The organism is Streptomyces sp. NBC_01351, assembly GCF_036237315.1.
Lineage (GTDB): Bacteria > Actinomycetota > Actinomycetes > Streptomycetales > Streptomycetaceae > Streptomyces.
Map to the genome: position 1 here is coordinate 3,080,467 of NZ_CP108356.1, position 22,841 is coordinate 3,103,307.

General features: G+C 71.0%; 22 protein-coding genes. 12 read left to right on the forward strand and 10 right to left on the reverse strand.

The features are described from left to right. Positions 1–219: 219 nt before the first annotated feature. The 5 genes from OG625_RS13680 to OG625_RS13700 all read left to right on the forward strand — a co-directional run bounded on the left by OG625_RS13680 (position 220) and on the right by OG625_RS13700 (position 5,344). Positions 220–1,146: an SPFH domain-containing protein gene (locus tag OG625_RS13680; RefSeq protein WP_329379836.1), complete on the forward strand. Its 927-nt coding sequence runs from the start codon at positions 220–222 to the stop codon at positions 1,144–1,146. Then, on the forward strand, positions 1,143–1,505 hold the full coding sequence (locus OG625_RS41440; protein ID WP_443067714.1) for an AT hook motif protein: 363 nt from the start codon (positions 1,143–1,145) through the stop codon (positions 1,503–1,505). The genes OG625_RS13680 and OG625_RS41440 overlap by 4 nt, the downstream gene beginning before the upstream one ends. A 292-nt stretch (positions 1,506–1,797) precedes the next feature. Then, complete coding sequence (locus OG625_RS13690) at positions 1,798–2,322, forward strand: PadR family transcriptional regulator (protein WP_329379838.1); 525 nt, start codon at positions 1,798–1,800, stop codon at positions 2,320–2,322. Continuing rightward, a complete protein-coding gene (locus OG625_RS13695) occupies positions 2,319–3,005 on the forward strand; it encodes an ABC transporter ATP-binding protein (protein WP_329379841.1) in 687 nt (228 codons plus the stop codon). Before OG625_RS13690 ends, OG625_RS13695 begins: the two co-directional genes overlap by 4 nt. Next, positions 3,002–5,344 carry an ABC transporter permease gene (locus tag OG625_RS13700; RefSeq protein WP_329379844.1) on the forward strand — a complete coding sequence of 781 codons (2,343 nt, stop codon included), beginning with the start codon at positions 3,002–3,004 and terminating at the stop codon, positions 5,342–5,344. Before OG625_RS13695 ends, OG625_RS13700 begins: the two co-directional genes overlap by 4 nt. Before the next feature lie 231 nt (positions 5,345–5,575). Here OG625_RS13700 and OG625_RS13705 read toward each other — a convergent pair whose 3' ends face one another. Then, positions 5,576–6,532 carry a hydrogen peroxide-inducible genes activator gene (locus tag OG625_RS13705; RefSeq protein WP_329379847.1) on the reverse strand — a complete coding sequence of 319 codons (957 nt, stop codon included), beginning with the start codon at positions 6,530–6,532 and terminating at the stop codon, positions 5,576–5,578. Between the two features lie 135 nt (positions 6,533–6,667). Between OG625_RS13705 and OG625_RS13710 the strand changes: the two genes are divergently transcribed. Together OG625_RS13710 and OG625_RS13715 are read left to right on the forward strand one after the other, a co-directional pair. Further along, complete coding sequence (locus OG625_RS13710; RefSeq protein WP_329379850.1) at positions 6,668–7,222, forward strand: peroxiredoxin; 555 nt, start codon at positions 6,668–6,670, stop codon at positions 7,220–7,222. A gap of 3 nt (positions 7,223–7,225) precedes the next feature. Continuing rightward, positions 7,226–7,765 carry an alkyl hydroperoxide reductase gene (locus OG625_RS13715; protein ID WP_329379852.1) on the forward strand — a complete coding sequence of 180 codons (540 nt, stop codon included), beginning with the start codon at positions 7,226–7,228 and terminating at the stop codon, positions 7,763–7,765. A gap of 71 nt (positions 7,766–7,836) precedes the next feature. On the opposite strand, the gene OG625_RS13720 is transcribed toward OG625_RS13715, so the two are convergent. The 5 genes from OG625_RS13720 to OG625_RS13740 form a co-directional block, all read right to left on the reverse strand. After that, complete coding sequence (locus tag OG625_RS13720) at positions 7,837–8,505, reverse strand: hypothetical protein (protein WP_329379855.1); 669 nt, start codon at positions 8,503–8,505, stop codon at positions 7,837–7,839. Beyond that, positions 8,502–9,836, reverse strand: coding sequence for an AI-2E family transporter (locus tag OG625_RS13725; RefSeq protein WP_329379858.1), 1,335 nt, complete (start codon positions 9,834–9,836; stop codon positions 8,502–8,504). The genes OG625_RS13720 and OG625_RS13725 overlap by 4 nt, the downstream gene beginning before the upstream one ends. Before the next feature lie 122 nt (positions 9,837–9,958). Then, the gene (locus OG625_RS13730) at positions 9,959–10,660 is read right to left on the reverse strand and encodes a transglycosylase SLT domain-containing protein (protein ID WP_329379860.1); all 702 of its coding nucleotides are present in this window, start codon (positions 10,658–10,660) and stop codon (positions 9,959–9,961) included. Between the two features lie 420 nt (positions 10,661–11,080). Continuing rightward, positions 11,081–12,397: a PhoH family protein gene (locus OG625_RS13735; RefSeq protein WP_329379863.1), complete on the reverse strand. Its 1,317-nt coding sequence runs from the start codon at positions 12,395–12,397 to the stop codon at positions 11,081–11,083. 425 nt (positions 12,398–12,822) lie between these two features. Then, positions 12,823–13,584, reverse strand: a complete 762-nt coding sequence (locus tag OG625_RS13740; RefSeq protein WP_329379866.1) for an isoprenyl transferase — start codon at positions 13,582–13,584, stop codon at positions 12,823–12,825. Between the two features lie 134 nt (positions 13,585–13,718). Here OG625_RS13740 and mgrA point away from each other — a divergent pair, with 134 nt between their 5' ends. Then, the gene (gene mgrA, locus OG625_RS13745) at positions 13,719–14,756 is read left to right on the forward strand and encodes an L-glyceraldehyde 3-phosphate reductase (protein ID WP_329379869.1); all 1,038 of its coding nucleotides are present in this window, start codon (positions 13,719–13,721) and stop codon (positions 14,754–14,756) included. Positions 14,757–14,887: 131 nt separating this feature from the next. On the opposite strand, the gene OG625_RS13750 is transcribed toward mgrA, so the two are convergent. Further along, a complete protein-coding gene (locus OG625_RS13750) occupies positions 14,888–15,664 on the reverse strand; it encodes an A24 family peptidase (protein WP_329379872.1) in 777 nt (258 codons plus the stop codon). Between the two features lie 322 nt (positions 15,665–15,986). Here OG625_RS13750 and OG625_RS13755 point away from each other — a divergent pair, with 322 nt between their 5' ends. The 3 genes from OG625_RS13755 (at position 15,987) to OG625_RS13765 (ending at position 18,599) form a co-directional block, all read left to right on the forward strand. Then, positions 15,987–16,355, forward strand: a complete 369-nt coding sequence (locus OG625_RS13755; protein WP_329379875.1) for a DUF192 domain-containing protein — start codon at positions 15,987–15,989, stop codon at positions 16,353–16,355. Between the two features lie 59 nt (positions 16,356–16,414). Then, positions 16,415–17,032 carry an SMI1/KNR4 family protein gene (locus OG625_RS13760; RefSeq protein ID WP_329379878.1) on the forward strand — a complete coding sequence of 206 codons (618 nt, stop codon included), beginning with the start codon at positions 16,415–16,417 and terminating at the stop codon, positions 17,030–17,032. A 280-nt stretch (positions 17,033–17,312) separates the two neighbouring features. Continuing rightward, positions 17,313–18,599: an extracellular solute-binding protein gene (locus OG625_RS13765; RefSeq protein ID WP_329379880.1), complete on the forward strand. Its 1,287-nt coding sequence runs from the start codon at positions 17,313–17,315 to the stop codon at positions 18,597–18,599. Between the two features lie 147 nt (positions 18,600–18,746). Here the strand turns inward: OG625_RS13765 and OG625_RS13770 are convergent, their stop codons facing one another. Next, positions 18,747–19,376: a hypothetical protein gene (locus OG625_RS13770; protein ID WP_329379883.1), complete on the reverse strand. Its 630-nt coding sequence runs from the start codon at positions 19,374–19,376 to the stop codon at positions 18,747–18,749. 163 nt (positions 19,377–19,539) lie between these two features. On the opposite strand from OG625_RS13770, the gene OG625_RS13775 reads away from it, so the two are divergent. Then, a complete protein-coding gene (locus OG625_RS13775; RefSeq protein WP_329379886.1) occupies positions 19,540–20,667 on the forward strand; it encodes a serine hydrolase domain-containing protein in 1,128 nt (375 codons plus the stop codon). A 42-nt stretch (positions 20,668–20,709) separates the two neighbouring features. On the opposite strand, the gene OG625_RS13780 is transcribed toward OG625_RS13775, so the two are convergent. Together OG625_RS13780 and OG625_RS13785 are read right to left on the reverse strand one after the other, a co-directional pair. Further along, the gene (locus OG625_RS13780; protein WP_329379889.1) at positions 20,710–21,039 is read right to left on the reverse strand and encodes a nuclear transport factor 2 family protein; all 330 of its coding nucleotides are present in this window, start codon (positions 21,037–21,039) and stop codon (positions 20,710–20,712) included. Between the two features lie 728 nt (positions 21,040–21,767). Further along, positions 21,768–22,769, reverse strand: a complete 1,002-nt coding sequence (locus OG625_RS13785; protein ID WP_329379892.1) for a hypothetical protein — start codon at positions 22,767–22,769, stop codon at positions 21,768–21,770. Positions 22,770–22,841: the final 72 nt, after the last annotated feature.

A 22,841-nucleotide genomic window follows, 5' to 3' on the forward strand; every position in this document is an offset into this window, starting at 1 on the left:
TCGATTTCCCCCGACACGTCAGCTCAGAAAGCTAACACCGCAGGCTGTGACAAAGGTTGGCCAACCATCACCAATACCGGTCAATTCGGACGTGAGAATCAGCACCCACGCCACAGGAACCGACGCATCCGAAGCCCAAAGGGTTGCCGTGTACGGAAAAAGTGATATCACTTTGCTAAGCGGCCCGACCGGCCGCGACCACAGGAAACGGGGCAGACCATGACGAACGCAGTGACGGCATCGGACGGCGGGGGCAACGGGGGCGGCGTACGGGAATTCGCCGCGCGCAGCGTGGGCGGCGGACTGGCGCTGCTCCTCGGGCTGGCGGGTGTGGTGGCCGGGGCGGGCCTGATCGCGGCCGGCGCGGTCCTGACGGCCACCGCGGCCAAGGCTGTTCTGATCGCGGGCGGCTTCCTGCTGATCATCGCCTCCATCGTCGCCATGAGCGGGCTCAACACCGTCGCGCCGGGCGAGGCCCGGGTGGTCCAGCTGTTCGGCCGCTATCGGGGGACGATCCGCGCGGACGGACTGCGCTGGGTCAACCCGCTGACCTCCCGGGAGAAGATCTCCACCCGGGTGCGCAACCACGAGACGGCCGTCCTGAAGGTCAACGACGCCTACGGCAACCCGATCGAGCTGGCGGCGGTCGTGGTCTGGCGGGTCGAGGACACGGCGCGGGCGGTGTTCGAGGTCGAGGACTTCACGGAGTTCGTGGAGACGCAGACGGAGGCGGCGGTCCGCCACATCGCGATCGAGTACCCGTACGACGCCCACGAGGAGGGCGGCCTGTCCCTGCGGGGCAACGCCGAGGAGATCACCGAGAAGCTGGCGGTCGAACTGCACGCGCGGGTCGAGGCGGCCGGAGTGCACATCATCGAGTCCCGCTTCACCCACCTCGCGTACGCTCCGGAGATCGCCTCCGCGATGCTCCAGCGCCAGCAGGCGGGCGCGGTCGTGGCGGCCCGGAAGCAGATCGTGGAGGGTGCGGTGGGCATGGTCGAACTGGCGCTGACCCGGCTGGCCGAGGACGGCATCGTGGACTTGGACCCGGAACGGAAGGCCGCCATGGTCTCGAACCTGATGGTGGTCCTGTGCGGGGACCGCGCCGCACAGCCGGTCGTCAACACGGGCACCCTCTACCAGTGAACCGCCCCGAACCCACCCGTCCCGACGGCGACGGCCCGGACACCGGGCGCGGTGGCGCTGCCGGGGCCTCCGGTGGCGCCGCCGCCGCCCGGGGCGCCGGTTCCGCCGGGGCCGGCGGTACGGCCGGTCCTGGCAGTGCTGCCGGTGCCGCCGGGGGCCGGGCGGCGCGGAAGCAGGTGCTGCTGCGGCTGGATCCGCTCGTGTACGACGCGCTGGCGCGGTGGGCGGGTGAGGAGCTGCGCAGCGCGAACGCGCAGATCGAGTTCCTGCTGCGGAGGGCCCTCGCCGAGTCCGGGCGGCTCCCCTCCGGGCCGGGACCCATCCCGCGGCGGGGCCGCCCACCGAAGTCCGCCGACTGACCGACCCACCGCCGTGCCGCCGCGTCCTGGCCGCCGCTGCGCGGAGCCGTCCCCTACTCGCCCTTCCACCGTTCCCCGGACTCCGCCCGGACCCGCGCCTCAAACGCCGGCGAGGCTGGAATTGCCGCTGAGCGGCAACCCAGCCGCGGCTGGCGGGCGGCATCAGCCAAAATCCAGCCCCGCCGGCGTTTGAGGCGCGGGGTACGGGGCGGAGCCCCGGCAGCGGCGCTCAGCCGGCCGCACCCACGGCAGCTATACACACGAGGTATACACCCGGTGTACAGTCACCGGCATGTCCATTGGTCACACGCTCCTCGGCCTCCTCGAGGCCGGCCCGCGCCACGGCTACGACCTCAAGCGGGCCTTCGACGAAACATTCGGGCACGACCGCCCGCTCGCCTACGGGCAGGTCTACTCGACCATGTCCCGCCTCCTCAAGAACGGCCTCGTCGAGGTCGACGGTGTCGAGAGCGGCGGTGGTCCCGAGCGCAAGCGGTACGCCATCACCGACGCCGGCATCACCGACGTCGAGTTCTGGCTCTCGCAGCCCGAGAAGCCCGAGCCGTACCTGCACTCGGTGCTCTACACCAAGGTCGTCCTCGCGCTGCTCACCCACCGCAGCGCGGGCGAGCTCCTCGACACCCAGCGCGCCGAGCACCTCCGACTCATGCGCATCCTCACCGCACGCAAGCGCAAGGGCGACATGGCGGACCAACTCGTCTGCGACCACGCCCTGTTCCACCTGGAGGCAGACCTGCGCTGGCTGGAGCTCACCGCGGCCCGCCTCGATCAGTTGGCCCAGGAGGTGCGCCGATGACCCCGGCCGGATCACTGCTCGCCGCCACGGACCTCCACAAGGCGTACGGGACCACCAAGGCCCTCGACGGCGCGGAGTTCTCCATCCACGCGGGCGAGGTCGTCGCCGTCATGGGGCCCTCCGGCTCCGGCAAGTCGACCCTGCTGCACTGCCTCGCCGGCATCGTCCCGCCCGACTCCGGCTCCATCACGTACGCCGGCCGCGAGCTCACCACCATGAACGACGCCGAGCGCAGCGCCCTGCGCCGCTCCGAGTTCGGCTTCGTGTTCCAGTTCGGGCAGCTCGTACCGGAGTTGACCTGCGTGGAGAACGTGGCCCTCCCACTCCGCCTGTCCGGGATGCGGCGGAAGGACGCCGAGGCCGTCGCCCTGGAGTGGATGGAGCGGCTCCAGGTCGAGGACACCGGCCCCAAGCGCCCCGGCGAGGTGTCCGGCGGTCAGGGACAGCGCGTGGCCGTCGCCCGCGCCCTGGTCACGGGCCCCCGGGTGGTCTTCGCCGACGAACCCACCGGCGCCCTCAACTCCCTCAACGGCGAGCTCGTGATGCAGCTGCTGACCGAGGCCGCCCGATCCGCGAACGCCGCCGTCGTCCTCGTCACCCACGAGACCCGCGTGGCCGCGTACTCCGACCGGGAGATCGTCGTACGCGACGGCAGGTCGCGTGACATGGAGCGGGTCATATGAGCGCGCTGCGGGCATGGGTCCGCGACCTCGGGATGGGTGTCCGCTTCGCCTTCGGCGGCGGCCGCGAGGGCTGGACCCGGACCCTCTTCACCGGAGTGGGCGTCGGCCTGGGCGTCGCCCTGCTGCTGATCACCACGGCCCTGCCGAGCGCGCTCACCGCCCGCTACGAACGCAACGACGCCCGCTCCACGTTGACCTCCCGGACGGCCGAGCAGCCGGGCCCCGACACCTTGTTGGTCGCGCGCGCCGACCAGACGTACCGCGACACGGAGATCGAGGGTTCCCTGCTCCGGGCCGAGGGCCCGGACGCTCCCGTTCCGCCGGGCCTCGAGAAGATTCCCGGCCCGGGCGAGATGGCCGTCTCCCCCGCCCTGGAACAGCTCCTGAACTCCTCGGAGGGCAGGCTGCTGCGCGAACGCCTCGACGGGCGGATCTCCGAGGTCATCGGTGACGCGGGCCTGATGGGCCCCGGTGAGCTCCTCTTCTACGCGGGCAGCGACCGCCTGGAGAAGACCGGGCCCGAGCAGTACCACGTCCGGCGGATCACCGGCTTCGCCGACGCCAAGGAACGCGATCAGCTCGACCCGGTCCTCATGCTGCTGGTGGTGCTGGCCTTCGTCGCGCTGCTGCTGCCGGTCGTCGTGTTCATCGCCGCCGCCGTGCGCTTCGGCGGTGAACGCCGCGACCAGCGGCTCGCGGCCCTGCGGCTGGTCGGCGCCGACATCCGGATGGTCCGCCGGATCGCCGCCGGAGAGGCCCTCGCCGGGTCCCTGGTCGGCCTGGTCCTCGGCGCCGGCTTCTTCGCCGTCGGCCGTGAGCTCGCGGGCAGCTTCACCCTCCGCCAGCGCAGCGTCTTCCCCGCCGACCTGGATCCGTCGATGGGACTGGCCGCGCTGGTCGCGCTCGTGGTGCCCGTCGCGGCGGTCGCCGTGACCCTGTTCGCGCTGCGCGGCGTGGCCATCGAGCCGCTGGGCGTCGTCCGTACGGCCACCCCTCGCAGGCGCCGCGTCTGGTGGCGGCTGCTGCTGCCACTGGGCGGACTGGGCCTGCTCGCCCCGCTGATGGGCCGCCGCGGCCTGGGCGGGGAGTTCAACCTCTGGCAGGTCGGCGCGGGCGTCGTCCTGCTCCTGGTCGCCGTCACCGCGCTGCTGCCGTGGCTGCTGGAGCGGATCGTGTCCCGGCTCTCCGGCGGCCCCGTGTCCTGGCAGCTGGCCGTCCGCCGCCTGCAGCTGACCGGCGGTGGCGCCGCCCGGCTGGCCAACGGCGTCGCCGTCGCCGTCGCCGGGGCCATCGCCCTGCAGATGCTCTTCGCGGGCGTCCAGGACGAATACATCTCGGACACCGGCCAGGACCCGGGTCGGGCTGCGCTCACCATCAGCCTGCCCCCGGGCGGCGGCGACATGGGCAGCCTCCCGGCGAAGGTCGCCGCCACCGAGGGCGTCGTCGCAGCGGTACCGCTGACCTCCGTCTACGGGCACCGTGAAGGCCTCGACGGGGATCGGCGCACGCGGATCACCATCGGCACCTGCGAGGCGCTGCGCGAGGTCGCCGTACTGGACTCGTGCAGGGACGGCGACGCCTTCGTGCTCACCGGTTCCACCTCCGAGGGGTCCGGCGTCTACGGTTCCCCGCCGGAGCCGGGGGAGAAGCTCGGCATCAACCCGCTCTTCCTCGCCGAGAAGGACGCCAAGCCCGTCGAATGGACCTTCCCCGCAGGGGCCCGTACGGTCGCCAGCCGGGAGGATCCGACCGGCGAGGTCCGCGACGGGGTTCTGGTGACCACCTCGCTGACCCCCCGGGGCGTGGGCGCGGCCGAGAACGCACAGGTGTTCGTGCAGGTCGACGAGTCCGTGCCGGACGCCCTGGACAACGTCCGCGCGACCGCCTTCAAGGCCGATCAGCTCAGCCGCACGCTGACGCTGAAGTACACCGAGGAGAAGGCCGGTTACTCGACGATCCGCACCGGGCTGTTCTTCGGCGCGACCGCCGTGCTGATCCTGATCGGCGCCAGCCTGCTGGTCTCGCAGCTGCAGCAGCTGCGAGAGCGCAAGAGGCTGCTCTCGGCCCTGGTCGCCTTCGGTACCAAGCGCTCCACGCTGAGCCTGTCCGTGCTGTGGCAGACGGCCCTGCCGATCGGGCTGGGCCTGGGCCTGGCCGCGGTGGTGGGCGTGGGGCTGGGGGCCGTGCTGATGCGGATGACCGGCCGGCCGATCCGGGTCGACTGGCCCTCGGTCGCGGCGATGACCGGGGTCGGCGCGGGGGTGGTCGCCCTGGTGACCCTCCTCAGCCTGCCGGCGCTGCTGCGCCTGATGCGCCCGGACGGCCTGCGGACGGAGTAGCCCGGCTCCGCCGGGACCTGGGGCTCCGCCCCAGACCCTCCCCCAGACTCCGTCCGGGGGGACCCCCACTCCTCAAACGCCGGAGGGGCTGGAATTGCCCTGCGGGCAATCCAGCCCCTCCGGTCTTTGAGCCGCACAGGGCAGGCGGCAGCAGCCGAAATCCAGCCCCGCCGGCGATTGAGGCGCGGGGACTCGGGGGCGGAGCCTCCGCCGCGGCGCCGCACCCCTCGCTCAGTCCGTGAGCCACACCGGGAGGGGGCGTACGGCTTCGCGCAGCGCGGCGGCGACGGCCCGGAACTCCTCCTGCCGGGCCGTCCCCGTCCGCATGGCGAGGGCGATCCGCCGCGACGGCGCCGGTTCCGCGAAGTACCCGGTGGCCAGGTATTCGTTGCGGGCGGTCTCCAGCCGCAGCGCGGTCCGCGGCAGCAGCGTCACCCCGAGTCCCCCTGCGACCAGTTGTACGAGGGTGGACAGCCCGGCGGCGGTCGTGGTGACGTCCGCGCCCGAGGTCCGCCCGGCCTCGCGGCAGATGTCGAGGGCCTGGTCGCGCAGGCAGTGTCCCTCGTCCAGCAACAGCAGCTGCAGGCCGCGCAGTTCCTCCAGCGGGATGTCCCGACGCCCCGCCAGCTCGTGGTCGCGGGGCGCCAGCAGGACGAACTCCTCGTCGAAGAGCGGAAGTTCCGTGACCCCGGGAACCCCCAGCGGCACCGCCAGCAGGAGCAGGTCGAGCCGCCCGCCGGCCAGCCCCTCCAGCAGCGAGGAGGTCTGCTCCTCGTGCACTTGGAGCTCCATCCCCGGGTAGCGACGGTGGAAGAGCCCGAGCACGGTCGGCAGCAGGTACGGCGCCACCGTGGGGATCACCCCGAGCCGCAGCGCCCCGGTGAACGGCGCGCGCACGGACTCCGCCTCCTCCAGCAGCCCGGCCATGGCGTCGAGGACCACCGCCGCCCGCGCCGCGATCCGCTCCCCCGCCGGGGACAGCAGCACCTTGCGGGTGGTCCGCTCCAGCAGCTGCACGCCGAGGGCCTCCTCCAGCGCGGAGACGGCCCCGGAGAGCGCCGGCTGGCTCATGCCGATCGCCGCGGCGGCGTCCCGGAAGTGCAGGTGCTCGGCGACCGCCGCGAAGGCGCGCAGCTGCGCGAGCGTCGGCTGCTTCGCCTGCTTCGTTCCCCTATTACCCACAGCCACTGATAGGCACCTCCGATCACCTTTCGCAAGCGTAGCTATTTCTGTAATCAATGCAGGTGTGTCAGCATATGAGATCCGTCCAACCCCCTCGGAAATCCCCCAAAAGGGGCACTTTCCATTCCGTAAGGAGAGCGTGTGCTCACTGTCGGCGACCAGTTCCCCACCTTCGACCTGACCGCCTGCGTCTCGCTTGAAGCCGGCAGCGAGTTCGGGCAGATCGACCACAAGACGTACGAGGGCAAGTGGAAGGTCGTCTTCGCCTGGCCGCTCGACTTCACCTTCGTCTGCCCGACCGAGATCGCCGCCTTCGGCAAGCTGAACGAGGAGTTCGCCGACCGCGACGCGCAGGTCCTCGGCTTCTCGCTGGACTCCGAGTACGTGCACCACGCCTGGCGCAAGGACCACGCCGACCTGCGTGACCTGCCCTTCCCGATGATGTCCGACATCAAGCGCGAGCTCTCCGCCGACCTCGGCATCCTCGGCGAGGACGGCCTGCCGATGCGCGCCGTCTTCATCGTGGACCCGAACAACGAGATCCAGTTCTCGATGGTGACCGCCGGTTCCGTGGGCCGTAACCCCAAGGAGGTCCTGCGGGTCCTGGACGCCCTGCAGACCGACGAGCTGTGCCCCTGCAACTGGAACAAGGGCGAGAGCACCCTCGACGCCGGCGCCCTGCTGGCCGGTGAGTGACGGATGTCCCTCGACTCCCTCAAGTCCGCCATACCGGACTTCGCCAAGGACCTGAAGCTGAACCTCGGTTCGGTCATTGGCAACCAGGACACCCTCACGCAGCAGCAGCTGTGGGGCACCGTGCTGTCCTGCGCGATCGCCGCCCGCTCCCCGCGCGTCCTGCGTGAGCTGGAGCCGGAGGCGAAGGCGGTCCTGTCGCCGGAGGCGTACACCGCCGCCAAGTCCGCCGCAGCGGTCATGGCGATGAACAACGTCTTCTACCGCACCCGCCACCTGCTCTCCGACCCGGAGTACAACAAGCTGCGGGCGGGTCTGCGGATGAACGTCATCGGCAACCCGGGCGTGGAGAAGGTCGACTTCGAGCTGTGGTCGCTCGCCGTCTCCGCGATCAACGGCTGCGGCCAGTGCCTGGACTCGCACGAGCAGGTCCTGCGCAAGCACGGCCTCGACCGCGAGACGGTCCAGGAGGCCTTCAAGATCGCCTCGGTGATCCAGGCCGTCGCCGTCACCCTCGACGCGGAAGCGGCCCTGGCCGCCGAGTAGTCACCCGAGTCGCCCGTACGAGGACCACCAGGGCCCCCGCAGCCGTCACCGGCGGCGGGGGCCCTGCGCGTTCACTTCTTCTTCAGCGTCTCCATCAGCACGCGCGCGTCCTCGATCATCGCCGCCCGGAGCGCGTCCCCGTCGATCTCGGCGTCCCCGTCCTCGCCCCACCACTGAGCGGTGAGCACGAAGACCGCCCCGCCGTCGAGCACCAGGAGCCGCGGCGACCTCACCTGGCCGCCGACCAGCGCCCGTTCCCCGAGCCCGGGGACCTCCTCCGGGTCCACGGGCATCAGGTCCACGTACGGGTCGAGCAGGAGCGTGGTGCCGAACTCCGGCCCGGGATCGGTCTTCTTGTGCAGTTCGACCTGCACCTCGCCGTAGTACGAGGCCCGCTCCGGCACCCGCGGCGAGCTGTAGGCGCACGAGGACCAGTCCAGCGCGGGACCCTCGTGATGCCGCTGCCGACCGTCCATGAATCCCCCGGCCAGGGAGCCGAGCGTGGCGAGCGGCGCGTCCTTGCACAGGTCCTCGGAGTGCCGGTACGAGATCCTCGGCGCATCGGTGAATCGATCCTGCGCGGCCAGCACCCCGGCCCACACCGCCGAGGCCACCACGGCCCCGCCCAGCGCCCACAGCCAGGGCCGCGGCCGGCCCCGCGAGGGCTCGGGCGCCGCCGCCTCCTCGGCCGGTTGGCCGTCGGTCCGCCACTCGCCGTCGAGCTCGGGCTCGCCTATCACGCCTCCCCCTCCATCCGGCTGACTGCCGTGGAGCCGTGCGGCGCCGGGCCGACCGGGGTGGCGGTCGGGTGCAGCTGCTCGCGCGAGTACGCCCGCAGGTAGCCCACCGCCGTGTTGGTGACGGCGACCAGCGGTACGGCGACCACGGCTCCGCCGATGCCCGCGATCATCCCGCCGGCGGCCACCGACAGCACCACGGCGAGCGGGTGGACCCGTACCGCCCGGCCCAGGATGAAGGGCTGGAGCACGTGCCCCTCGATCTGCTGCACCGCGAGCACCACGCCCAGGACGGCCAGGGCGATGACCGGCCCCTGGGTCACCAGCGCCACGACCACCGCGAGGGCGCCCGAGATCACGGCGCCGACGAGCGGGATGAAGGCGAACAGGAAGATGAAGACGGCGAGCGGCACGGCCATCGTCACGTCGAGGAAGTAGAGCCCGAGGCCGATGAAGACGGCGTCGATGAGCGCGACGAGCACGGTGCCCCGGACGTACGCGGTCAGCGTGCGCCAGGCGCGCGGACCGGCGCCCGCGACACCGGGCCGGGCGGCGGCCGGGACCAGGCCGAGCGCCCAGGTCCAGATCTTCTTGCCGTCGTGGAGCAGGAAGAGCGTCGAGAACATCGCGAGCAGCATGCCGGTCAGGACCTCGACGAGCACCGTCACGCCTTGCAGGCCGGCGGAGGTGATCTGCTCGGTGTTGGTGCCGATCGTCTCGCTGAGGTTCTTCGCGATGTCGTTGATCTGCTTCTCGGTCACGTGGAACGGACTGTCCAGTGCCCAGGACTTGAGTTCGTTGATGCCCTCGCGGAGCCGGTTGGAGAGGTCGTCGAGGTTCTCCATGACCTGCCAGACCACGAACCAGCCGACGAGCCCGATGACCACGAAGCCGAGGATGGCGGTGACGGCGGTGGCGAGTCCGCGCGGCATGCCGAGGCGGCGCAGCCGGACCACGAAGGGCTGGAGCAGCGCGGTGACGAGCATGGCGGCGGCGAAGGCGAGGACGACCAGGCGGACTTCGCTGATCACCTTCATCAGCACCCAGAGCATCCCTGCGAGGAGCAGCAGCCGCCAGCTGACCTCGGCGGCCACGCGCATGCCCCACGGGACCACGGTCGCCGGATCGGGGCGCTCGGGGAGGGCGACGGCGGCCGGGGGCCGCGGCGGCCGCGGGGGCACGGGCGGAGTCGTGGGCATGGGCGGAGCCATGACGGGACCCGGCAGTTCGCCTCTCGCCTCGGCCTCGACCTCGGCGCGCCGCTCGTCGAGCCGCGCCTCCATCCGGTTCAGCCTGCTCCCGAGCCGGCCGAGCCAGCCTGCCCTCTTCGCCATGTCCGTCCCTTCCCCCCCACCCACTGGTCACGCCTCGACCGACCGTACACGCGAGGAGCCCCGCACCGTAGAACGGTGCGAGGCTCTTCGAAGTCGAGCGCGCGGTACGGCGGGGGTGGTGCCTAGTACCAGCCGTTGGCCTGGTGGAAGTTCCAGGCGGCGCAGGGGCTGCCGTAGCGGTCTTCCATGTAGTTCAGGCCCCACTTGATCTGCGTCGCGGGGTTGGTGCGCCAGTCGGCACCGGCCGAGGCCATCTTCGTGCCCGGGAGCGCCTGGACCAGACCGTACGCGCCCGAGGACTTGTTCACGGCCAGGTAGTTCCAGGTGGATTCCTGGTTGATGATCTTCGAGAAGCACGAGAACTGGTCGGCCGGGACCATCTGCTGGGCGATGGCCTTGACCTGGGCGACCGTGTAGGAGGCCTGCACGGCGAAGTCGCCGGCGCTGCGGGTGGCGGAGCGGCTGGCCGCTTCCTTCGCCTCGCGGTCCGCCTTCGCCTTGGCGTCGGCTTCGGCCTTGGCCTTCTCCGCCGCGGCCTTCTTGGACTTGGCGTCCTCGGCGGCCTGGATGCGGGCGTTCTCCTCGGCCGAGCGCTTGGCGTCGGCGTCGGCAGCGTGGGCGATGGTGTCGGCCTGCTGGGTCAGGGACCCGCTCTGGACCGACGCCTGGTCGCCGACCGGGATGTCGGCAAGGAGAGTCGCGCCGGACGCGGTCGTCTCGAGATCGTTCGTGGGGTCGCCGGTGGCAACGCCCACAACTGCGCCGACGGTGGTGACCGCGGTGGCCGAAGCCACTGCGAACCCCCGGACCGAGATCCGGCTCACACGGTGTCCTTCCAGCAGCGTCCGCAGTGACCGAGCGGGCGCAAAGTTGCCCTCGACTCTGGCCTCCGTGGTGCTTCGGTCACTGGAGGCGCGGGCCCGTGGGCAGCTCCCTCGCGGGGGCTGCCGCTTGAAACTCCGGGCGGCATACGGCGATCGACTGTGGAGTTGTGGTGCTGCGCGTACCTCACGGGATACCGGAGATACAGATGTGCCGTATGCGGGGCCTGACGGAAACCAGACTCTGCCGGACCTCGACGCCGCAAGGCAATTCTCCGTTGCGTGGGAAAGGTCACACCTGGCATGTCGCCGCTGATTCCGACAAAGACCTGTGCAGCACGACGCCGCCCGGCTAGGCTCTCGGGCCTTTGCCGGGCGGCGCCAACTTCCTTCCACTATGGGCGTTTTACCCCTGCGTGCTGCTTACAGCGATTCGAGCATCTCCGTGACAAGGGCGGCGATCGGAGAGCGCTCGGAGCGGTTGAGCGTGACGTGGGCGAAGAGCGGATGTCCCTTCAACTTCTCGACCACGGCGACGACTCCGTCGTACCGGCCGACCCTGAGGTTGTCCCGCTGGGCCACGTCGTGGGTGAGAACCACCCGCGAATTCGCACCGATTCGGGACAGAACGGTCAGCAGGACGTTCCGTTCCAGCGACTGCGCCTCGTCCACGATCACGAAGGCGTCGTGCAGCGAGCGGCCGCGGATGTGCGTGAGCGGCAGGACCTCCAGCATCCCGCGGTTCAGCACCTCCTCGATGACCTCGCGCCCGGCCACCGCCGAGAGGGTGTCGAAGACCGCCTGGGCCCAGGGGCTCATCTTCTCGGAGGCGTCCCCGGGCAGGTACCCGAGGTCCTGGCCGCCCACCGCGTACAGCGGCCGGAAGACCATCACCTTCTGATGCTGCCTCCGCTCCAGCACCGCCTCCAGGCCCGCGCACAGCGCGAGCGCCGACTTTCCGGTGCCGGCCCGGCCGCCCATCGAGATGATGCCGATCTCCGGGTCGAGCAGGAGGTCCAGCGCGATGCGCTGCTCGGCGCTGCGGCCGTGCAGCCCGAAGGCCTCGCGGTCGCCCCGGACGAGCTTCACGTTGCCGTCGGCCGTGACCCGGCCGAGTGCCTTGCCGCGCTCGGACTGCAGGACCAGTCCGGTGTGCACGGGCAGTTCCGCGGCCTCCGGAACGTAGAGCCGGTCCTCCGAGTAGAGGAGGTCGACCTGTTCTCCGGAGAGGGAGAGCTCGCTCATCCCGGTCCAGCCGGCATCGGTGATCGCGAGCTCGGCGCGGTACTCCTCGGCGATCAGCCCCACCGAGGAGGCCTTGATGCGCAGTGGGAGATCCTTCGAGACCACCGTGACGTCGTAGCCCTCGGCCTGGAGGTTGCGGGCGACCGCCAGGATGCGCGAGTCGTTGTCCCCCAACCGGAAACCGGCGGGCAGGACGCTCGGGTCGGAGTGGTTGAGCTCGACGCGCAGGGTGCCGCCCAGATCGCCCAGTGGGATGGGAGCGTCGAGGCGACCGTTGCGAACCCGGAAGTCGTCGAGCAGGCGCAGGGCCTGGCGCGCGAAGTAGCCGAGTTCGGGATGGTGCCTCTTTGCCTCCAGCTCGGTGATCACCACGATCGGGAGCACGACCTCGTGCTCGTCGAAGCGGGAGATCGCGTTGGGGTCTGCCAGCAGGACGCTGGTGTCGAGGACATAGGTCCGCCTGTCGGGCAGGCGGCGCTTTGTGCTGGTCACCACGGAAGGACGTACCCCCTCGGAAGAGGTCGGGCCATGAAGACCGGACCGGTCATCGGCACCCATGCCAGGGCCGATTTCCGGCCCTCCACTCCGTCCGTGCGAACCGCACGTGCGTCCTGGTGCAAAGGGCCTCCCGGGCGGACGACCCCATGCCGTCCGCTGAGACTCGACACCCGTGGATCGGGCATCGACCTGAAAGGGATATTCCCCGATCAGGCCAGGCCATGCCATGGCATATGACGGACGCTCGGTGAATCCCTGGTGAAGGGTTCCGGGGGTGAGGGGAGCGGAAGGGGGGCATGCCGGTGCCGAGGCGCCGTCAGGCGCCCCGGGTGGCAGCAGGGTGGGGGATTTCCGGCCGAGGAGAACGGACCGGGAGAACAGACCGGAGACCGGACGAGGAGACCGGACGGGGAGCCGCGGGCTCAGCTTCCGTAGCGCCGGTGGCGGGCCGCGTAGTCGCGCAGGGCCCGCAGGAAGTCGACCTTGCGGAAGGCCGGCCAGAAGACCTCGCAGAAGTAGTACTCGGAGTGCGCGCTCTGCCAGAGCATGAAGCCCGACAGCCGCTGCTCGCCGCTGGTGCGGATGACCAGGTCCGGGTCGGGCTGGCCGCGCGTGTAGAGGTGCTCGGCGATGTGGTCGATGTCCAGGATCTCGGCGAGCTCCTCGAAGGAGGTGCCCTTCTGCGCGTGCTCCAGGAGCAGCGAGCGGACCGCGTCGGCGATCTCCTGGCGGCCGCCGTAGCCCACGGCGACGTTGACGAGTATGCCGTCGACGTCGTGCGTGGCCTGCTCGGCCTCCTTCAGGACGGTCTGCGTCCGGGTGGGGAGGATGTCGAGGTTGCCCACGTGGTGGACGCGCCAGCGGCCGTCCGCGGCGAGGCCGCGCACGGTGTTCTCGATGATGTTGAGCAGCGGGCGGAGCTCGACCTCGGGCCGGTCCAGGTTGTCCGTGGAGAGCATCCACAGGGTGACGACCTCGACGTCGGTCTCGGTGCACCACCCCAGCATCTCGGAGATCTTGTCGGCCCCCGCCTGGTGGCCCTGCTCCGTCGTGCCTCCGGACGCCTTCGCCCAGCGCCGGTTCCCGTCCAGGATGACGCCGATGTGCTTGGGTGCCTCGTCATGGTCGAGGCGGCCTTCCACCCGGCGTGCGTAGAGCCTGTACACCAGGTCGCGCAGCTTCACGATCTTCCAGCCCCTCCGTGCAATGCCCCCGTGCGAAATGCGGTGCGGTCCCTCCCCCGAGGCGGCCACATTACTGCGCGGCGGGTGGGGGTACCCAACTCGGTCTGTCACAACTCCGTGATAGGGAGGACAACGTGACTGATACCAATCCCTATCGGGCAGAACCTGCACGCTACGACTCCATGGAGTACCGGCGCACCGGCCACAGCGGCCTCAGGCTCCCCGCCATCTCCCTCGGCCTCTGGCACAACTTCGGCGACGACAGGTCCCTGGGGTCCCAGCGGGCGATCCTGCGCCGGGCCTTCGACCTGGGCGTCACCCACTTCGACCTGGCGAACAACTACGGCCCGCCCCCCGGCTCCGCCGAGCTGAACTTCGGCAAGATCTTCGCGCAGGACTTCGCGTCCTACCGCGACGAGCTGATCCTCTCCACCAAGGCCGGCTACCTGATGCACCCGGGGCCGTACGGCGAGTGGGGCAGCCGCAAGTACCTGCTCGCCTCGCTCGACGCCTCCCTGAAGCGGATGGGCGTGGACTACGTCGACGTCTTCTACTCGCACCGCTTCGACCCGGAGACCCCCCTGGAGGAGACCATGGGCGCCCTCGCGTCCGCGGTCCAGCAGGGCAAGGCGCTCTACGTCGGCGTGTCCTCCTACACCGCGGAGCAGACGGCGGAGGCGGCGCGGATCCTGCGCGGCATGGGCGTGCGGCTGCTGATCCACCAGCCCTCGTACTCCATGATCAACCGCTGGACGGAGGAGGACGGCCTGCTCGACACCCTGGAGGAGGCCGGCATGGGCTGCATCTCCTTCGCGCCGCTCGCGCAGGGGCTGCTGACGGGCAAGTACCTCAAGGACATCCCGGAGGGCTCCCGCGCCACCCAGGGCAAGTCCCTGAACCCGGCGCTGCTCTCGGAGGACGTCGTACGGCGCCTGAACGGCCTCAACGAGATCGCCGTGCGGCGCGGGCAGTCCCTGGCCCAGCTGGCGCTGACGTGGGTGCTGCGCGACGAGCGGATGACCTCGGCCCTGATCGGCGCATCGAGCGTGAAACAGCTCGAGGAGAACGTGGCGGCGCTGGCCGGAGCCCCTCTTTCGGAGGCGGAGCTGAAGGAGATCGACTCCTTCGCGGTGTCCACCCCCGGCACGAACATCTGGGCCCAGCGAGGCTGACCTGCACGTTTGCCCGTAGGGCCCGGAAGACAAAAAACGGGCCGGTCCGTGGGGGGGATACGGACCGGCCCGAGGGGGGGGTTCCACCATAACCCTTCGTAAAGCGTGATGCGTGCATTGCCGCGACACGATTACGCTCCGAAGCCGGCCAGCAGCACTCCGGTGAGCGCTCCGGCCGCCATGAAGGGGCCGAAGGCGAAGGCCCGCTTCCGGGCCTCGGGGCCCCGCAGCACTAGGGCCAGCCCGTACAGGGCCCCGTAGAGGAAGCCCAGGAAGGCCCCGGCGACCCATACCCCCCACCCGTACCACCCAAGAGCGACCCCCAGCGAGAGCGCCAGCTTGACGTCGCCGAAGCCCATCCCCGCGGGGTTGATCAGGAACAGCAGGAGGTACGCGGCCCCGAGCGCGCCGCCGCCGAGCAGCGCGCCCCGCCAGTCGCCCGCGGCGCGGGGCAGGAGGGCGGCGGCCCCGAGCCCGGCGGCGAACGCGGCGGCGAGCGGCAGGGTCAGCGGGTCGGGCAGCCGGTGCACGGCCCGGTCGACGAGCGCGAGCAGCACGAGCACGGGGGCGAGCCCCACGTACACCCCCACCTCGGGCCGCGCCCCGACCGCCGCGGCGAGCAGGGCGCAGATGCCTCCGGTGAGTACGGCCAGGGGCGCCGCCCGCCGTCCGTACGCGTGCGCGGCCGTGACCACGGGCGGCGGGGTGTCCGGGCCCTGCACGACGGCCCCTGCGGGGACCCGGCAGCGGGCGGGGCCGAGCCAGCCGGGCAGGGCGTGCCCCTCGGGGCAGCGGCCCTGCCAGGGCTCCCCCGGCGCGACGGAGAACCGGTATGCGGCGCGCGGCAGCAGCCATCCCGCGGCGGCGCCGTAGCCGGCGGCGGCGAGCAAGATCAGGACGACACCCATCCCGCGACGGTAGCGCCGGCGGGTGCCGCTGCACGGGGCTTGTCCCCTACCCGCCCTTCCACCGTTCCTCCCCCAGCCACCGCTGGGAGGTGCCCCCAGGGGCTCCGCCCCAGACCCCGTACGTGCGCTGCGCGCCCGTGCCCTCAAACGCCGGGCGGGCTGGAGTGCCGCGCAGCGGCACTTCCAGCCTCGCCGGCGTTTGAGGCGTGGGGGTCCCCCCGGACGGAGTCTGGGGGAGGGTCTGGGGCGGAGCCCCAGCTCGGGAAGGGGCGGGGCGGGGAGAAGGCCCCGCGCAGCGGCACCCGCGCCCTACCCTGGCCGCATGGCGAACTGGCGGGACGGCAAAGGCATCCTCACCGTCGGAGAGGCGGCGATCCCCCTGGAGGTCGCCGCCTCCTACCGGGCCCGGACTCGGGGCCTCCTCGGCCGGGACGGAGTGACCGGCGCGCTGCTGCTCACCCCCGCCGCGGGCGTGCACACCTTTCGGATGCGGTTCGCGATCGACGTGGCGTACCTGGACCGGAACCTCCGCGTGCTCGCCGTCACCACCATGCCCCCCGGCCGGCTCGGGCTGCCCCGCCCGCGCTCCCGGCACGTCCTGGAGGCCGGGGCCGGGGTGATGGCCGGATGGGGACTGCGGGTCGGAACGAGGGTGAAGGTGGACGTATCAGGGCGTCTCATGCGCGGCTAGGCGAGGCCCCTCCCCGGCGGTAGGTTGGGGCGGTTGAGCTGGGGTCTCAGGGGAGCTGCATGACGGAGAACGCGCGGATCAAGGCGCTGGAGCAGATCATGCCGGCGACGCACGGAGCCGACGAGGACATCGACTGGCAGGCCGCCGAGGCGGCCTGGGGCACCAGGTTCCCGGCCGATTTCGTCGCGTTCATGGGCCGCTTCGGCGCCGGCTCCATCAACGGCGAGGCGAGCGTGCTGCTGCCGCTGCCCAAGCCCGGGCTCCAGTGGGACCCGGCGCAAATGGCGGAGGAGACCGCCAACGCCCGGCAGGTCTGGGAGGCCGAGGGCGGCCGGGCCGCCTTCGACGTGGACCCGGAGGCGATCCTCGCCTGGGGCGTCACCGGCGGCGCCGACATCCTGTGCTGGCTGACCTCCGACCCCGACCCGGACCGGTGGCCGGTCCTGGTCTGCGGGCGGCACACCGCCGACTCCTTCGCCGTGTACCCGTACGGCATGGCCGAGTTCCTGTACCGGCTCTGTTCCGACGAGTTCGACGTGAGCCCCGTCAGCATCACCTTCTGGGACGGCGGCCACCTCAGCTTCGTGCACTGGCGCAAGGCCCAGCGCCGGTGGCAGGAGGGCCGCAACCCGGAGACGGGCGAGCCGGACCCCTACGCGGGCGACTTCGCCGACTAGTCCACGCCTTCGCACCGCCCTTCAGCCCGTTCCGATACCGGAAACGGGCTTTTCGGCATGTCCCGGGATGTCTACGCGCGTCGGAATTGTGGATCACATATCGGAAAACACCATTCGGAAATGGCTCAGTTGGAGCATTGACCACAAGTGCTGCCCCAATGGAATCAACCCACCCACCTTCAGGAGAGAATTCCGGCCAACGGGCCACGGAGGGACACCCCAGCCCGGAGTGACTCATAAGTAGCATCGCCAGCCAAAAGAAATTCAGAGGAATACACCCGTGCGACGAAGAATTTTCGGCGCGCCCGCCACCGCGGTCGTGCTCGCTCTGCTGATACCTCTGACCGCCTGCGGTGACTCCGGAGACGCCTCGGACAGCGAGGGCACACTGCGCCTGGTGGCGGCCGAATACGGCGACACACCGGCCACGAGTTCCAAGGCGTTCTGGGACAAGGCGACGGCTGATTTCACCGCCGCCCACCCCGGAATCAAGGTCGAGGTGAGGCTCGTACCGTGGGCCGACATCGACCGTGAGGTCTCCCGCATGGTCAAGGCCGGCAAGGCGCCCGACATCGCCCTCATGGGCTCTTACTCGGACTTCGCGGCGCAGGGCAAGCTCTATTCCGCGGACGAGCTCCTCTCCGTCACCTCCGAGGCGAACTTCCTGCAGCCCCTCGCCGAGGCCGGCTCCGTCGGGAGCACCCTCTACGGTCTGCCGTTCGTGGCGAGCAGCCGCCTGCTCTTCTACAACCAGGCGCACTTCGACAAGGCCGGAGTCAAGCCCCCCAGGACCTGGACCGAGCTGAAGTCCGTCGCGACGGCGCTCAAGAACAAGGGCGTGAAGTTCCCTTACGCCATGCCCCTGGGCCCCGAGGAGGCGCACGCCGAGGCGCTGATCTGGGAGCTGAGCAACGGCGGCGGCTACGCGGACAGCAGCGGCAACTACAGCCTGGCCTCCGAGCAGAACGTGAAGACCTGGAGCTGGGTCAAGGAGCACATGGTCGGAGCCGGTCTCACCGGCCCCACCCCGCCGTCCCAGCTCAACCGTGCCGACGCCTTCGCGGCCTTCCTGCGCGGCGAGGTCGGCATGCTCAACGGCTACCCCTCCCTCGCCCACGAGGCGCGCGCCAAGGGCATCAGCGTCGGCACCATCGAGATGCCGGTCTCCGACGACCTCGGCGCCGGCGCGACCCCGCCGACCGTCGGCGTGGCCGACTGGATGATGGCGTTCAAGCAGAACGACAACCGCAAGCCGATCAGCCAGTTCCTGGACTTCATCTACCAGGACAAGAACCTGACGGAGTTCGCCAACCGGTACCACCTGCTGCCGTCCACCGTCTCCGCCCAGCGCGCCGTCGCGGGCAGCGGCGGCATCGACAGGAACGACACGCAGTTCCTGACGGCGCTGCGCGGCGCCCAGCTCTACCCGGTGAACGACCCGGCCTGGGTGACCGTCAGCGACACCATCAAGCGCAACATCGGACGCGCCGTGGAGCCCAACGGCAACCCGAAGGCCGTGCTGGAGGAGATCGCCGCCAAGGCGACCGAGGCCTCCAAGAACCGCTGAACGGCCCTTTGAAGCAGGACCTTCTCCCCCTGTCGCGGCACACTCCCTGCGGCAGGACGGCCATGACGGCACTCGATCCGAGGCCGCGGCCCGGTCGCCCATCACGCACCCACAAGGTGCTCGGGGCGGCAGGCCACCACCACTGCGTCAGCGCTGCCGGCCGTGGTCCTGGGCGAACGCCGTCCGGTACTGCTCGCAGCTGGAGTCCCAGCGCAGCGAGCCCGTGAGCGTCCCGTAGCCCGAGCGCGTGACGGACCATTCCACCGTGTACTCACCGGTGTCACACGCGATCCGCTTGCCGCCCGGCACCTTCGCGCGCCCCGTCGCCGGCTTCCCGGTCAGCTCCTGACGCACCTCGCCCGCCTTGGCGCGCTCCCCGGCACGGCGCAGGACGGCGTGTACGACGATCGGGTGCGTTCCCTCCTTGGTCGTGAGCGTCTTCTTGACCACCGTCGAGTCCGACACCGCCCAGGCGAACTCGTAACCCGGCTGCCAGGCGAGGGTCTTGGGGTCGGGTACCTGCCGCTTGTAGTCCGGGGCGGCCGCGGGTCCGGGGCCGGTGACCGTCTTGTACTGGATCCCGGGGTGGAAGCGGAACTGCGCCTCCACCTTGTGCATCTCGTCCTTGGTCCACATCGACTTCATGGCCTTCTCGCCATTGGACGGGTCCTGGAGGAACGAGGTCCCCTCGGCGGCGGTGGCCGCCTGGCCGAGGGCGGGGGCGAGGGCCGCCGCGGCGGTGGCGAGGGCGAGGGCTGCGATGCGGGTGCGCTTCATGCCCGGTCCAACGGGGCCCTCCGGCGGGCCGGAACGACGCCGGGCGCGCTTTCACCCGTACGTGAGCCGTTGGAGCTCGGAATATCCCATGATCGGCGGCCGTTGGCGGATGTCGGATGCCGGACGGCTTCGATCCGGCGGTCGAGTGATCCAGGGGGATCTCATGGGCGTACGCGTGAACGGCACGGTGGCGGCGGGCTGGCAGTCGGTGCAGGAGGAGTTCGAGGCCTTCGTGGCCGCCGAGCCGCACTCCCCCGAGGCCCAGTTCGTGGTGCACCACGAGGGCCGGCGCGTGGTCGACCTGTGGGCGGGCGAGGACACCGACGGGGAGACCCTCAGCGGGGTCTACTCGGTCACGAAGGGCGCGGCGCACCTGGTGGTCGCGCTGCTCGTGCAGGACGGCGTCCTGGAGTGGGACCGTCCGGTGTCGGCGTACTGGCCGGAGTTCACCGGGGACGGCAAGGAGCGGCTGACACTGCGCCAGCTCATCAGCCACCAGTCCGGGCTGATCAACACCGACGAGGGCTTCGACTACGAGGAGATCGCGGACGACGCGCTGATCGCGGCGCGGCTTGCCGCGCAGAAGCCGTTTTGGGAGCCCGGGACGGCGTACGGCTACCACGCCTTCGTGATCGGCGCGCTGACCGGCGAGGTGGTGCGGCGGGCGACGGGCAGGTCGATCCAGGAGGTCTACGAGGAGCGCCTGCGCGCCCCGTACGGGCTGGACCTGTACCTGGGCCTGCCCCGGTCGGAGGAGGCCCGGTGGAAGCCGGTGCTGGAGATGCTGCCGACGCCCGAACAGGCCGCCGCCCCGGCGGAGCCGCTGCCGGAGCTCCTGTCCGTCGCCTTCAACGCGCACCGGGAGCCCCCGATGGACCTGATCGCCCATGCCAACCACCCGAGCACCCGGGAGCTCGGCCCGGCATCGGCGGGCGGCATGGGCTCGGCGCGCGGTATCGCGGCCCTGTACGCGGCTGCCATCAGCGAGGTCGACGGCCGGGCCCCGCTGCTGGCGGCGGACACGGCGGCGGAGGTCGCGAAGCTGAACACGCCGGGCCCGGACCTCGTCACCTCGGAGCCGGACCACTTCGGACTGGGCTTCAAGCAGCTTCCGGAGGTGGGCCCGCGGGCCTTCGGGCACAGCGGCGCGGCGGGCGCGCTGGGCTACGCCGATCCGGACACGAAGGTCGCGTACGGGTACACGCGCCGCCGTTTCGGCTTCCCGGGCGGTGCGGCCCCCGAGAACGGGCGCCTGACGGCGGCGGTGCTGAAGGTGGCCCGGGGGCTCTAGGGCGTGCCCTGAACCGGGTCCGGGTCCGGGTCCGGGTCCGGCTCAGGCCTGGCCGGTTTCGAAGCGGCTGATCTTTCCGCCGCCGGGCGCGATGACGAACCGCCAGGCGGTGCGCATCTCGCCCCAGGTGTCGTTGCGGAAGTTGGCGACGAGGCGGCGGCCGCCGTCGGACTCGGTCTGGACGTCCATGTGGCCGCCGGAGTCGAAGATCTCCTTGTCGATCCACTGCTGGAGGTCGCGGTCGGATCCGTCATCGGACATGGTCGCGTCGCCGGTCAGGAGCGCGAGGAAGGCGTCCTTGTCGTGCGCGTTGACGGCGGCGACGAGGGCGCCGACCACGGGGTCGGAGAGTTTGGCGGGGGCGATGGTCACGGGGGCCTCCGGGTGGGGCGTGTCGGCGGTCGGGCGTACGTTCGTACGTAGCCAGGGAACACCGTTGCTATGCGATCGGCCGGTATTGGCCGAATCGCCACGAACCGTGCCGGACGCTGGGCGCCTGGCACCGGGTGTCTCCCGAACGGTCTTGGAGACGGAGAACAGCACGAGCTGGTCGCTTCGGTCCCGACAGGTCTTGCCACCACGGTGGGGTGTGCCTGTGGTCCTTGGCGGGCTCGCGGTCCCGCGAGCCCTCGGGCGGGGAACGGTCTGGCCGGTAGCTCTCCGCACAACGATCCTCTGGTCGTGTGCGGTCACACCTGGCCGACGCCGGAGCCCGTGTCCGAGGGCGCGCCTGCCGATCGCCACCGAGGCCGCATGGTGCCCGGTGACGGTGGTCTTCGATTGCTGCTGGAGCGGTGCCTTCCAGTGCTGGCTGCCCCAGCGAGAGGTGTAGGCGGGGTCCACCGCAACGACGACGAGCCCGGCGTGGTGGGCCATGCCACGCGCGCGTTCCCGGAAGCGTGCGGTGGGGAGTCCGGCGACCGTGCGCCGGAACGTCTTGCCTCGTTCACCGCGTCCCATGGTTTCGCGGCCTGTGGCACGGGCGCCGGCAAAGCCGAGGTTCTCGATCGCCAGGCCGGCGCAGCCGTTCGCCTTGGCGAGGCCGATCAGTTCGGTGATCGCGGCCCGCAGGCGCCCGTCGCGCTGGGATGCGGGGCCGGTCAGGCTGATGGGCACCGTGAGCGGCACGCCGACCGGGTTGCCGTGTGGGTCCACGACGCACACGGCGAGGTGGTCGGCGTGAGGTCCACGGCCAGCAGCCTGGCGCCGGTGGCGGCCAGCTCGACCGGGGTGGGCTGCACTGTCTTCGGGGTGGACCACGAGGCATCGAGGTACCAGCGGCCACGCACGGGGTCGTGAGTGATGTCGTAACGGACGGCCTGGCTGGCGGTGACCCGGTCCACCCACTCCTCCCCGCGATGGTTGAACGTGACCGTGCAGGCGAGCCGGTAGCGGCCGCGCGGTGTGTTCGCGAGGTGCCTGAGCGGTTCCGGCAGGACGATCGTGACCGTGCCGTCGGCCGGGTCCACGGTGATCGTGTAGTTGCCGTGCGGAGCGCCGGACTCGCCGTCGGCAGTCAGGAACATGCGCGCTGCGTCCCACCGCTCCCGCCACTCGGGTTCGGTAAGCCCGGCGTCACCGAGGTGGTGTCGGGTCTTCACCAGTCGCCTGCCGCCGACAACGATCGCTGGATGGCCGGCCTCGATACGTGCCTCCACCTCGGCCAGACGGGCTGTGAGTGCCCGCAACCGGTACTGCTTTTGTGCACGCTCGGCCCGGTCCCGATATCCGCGGACACCGGCCACACGTTGCCCGCACGGCACCGCTGAACGCTGACGGATCTTCACAATGGCCCGGCGCAGGAACGCCCGTTCATCGAACAGGCATCGCAGGCTGAGCTGGTACTGGTCCTCACTGGCCCGGGTGATCGCACCCGCCCAACGTGAAGACGACACCTTCGTCAGCGCCCGCTTACGCTCCGCCCGCCGATTGTCCTTCACTGCCACCCTGCCGATCCGGACACGCCCCGCCAGATCCACACGCGCATGGTGACCGAGGTGCTCCCCCAGGAGCGTCAGAACCTTCACATCCGCCGAACCCAGGCGCAGCCGGTCACGGATACGCGCACCTGCAGGGGCCGCGACCGTGAACGGATCGGCCACCGTCCGCAGTTCGCGCCTCCTCCCACGTGCACCGCGCCCCACCAGCCACCCCCTCCACTTACCACAGCGGAC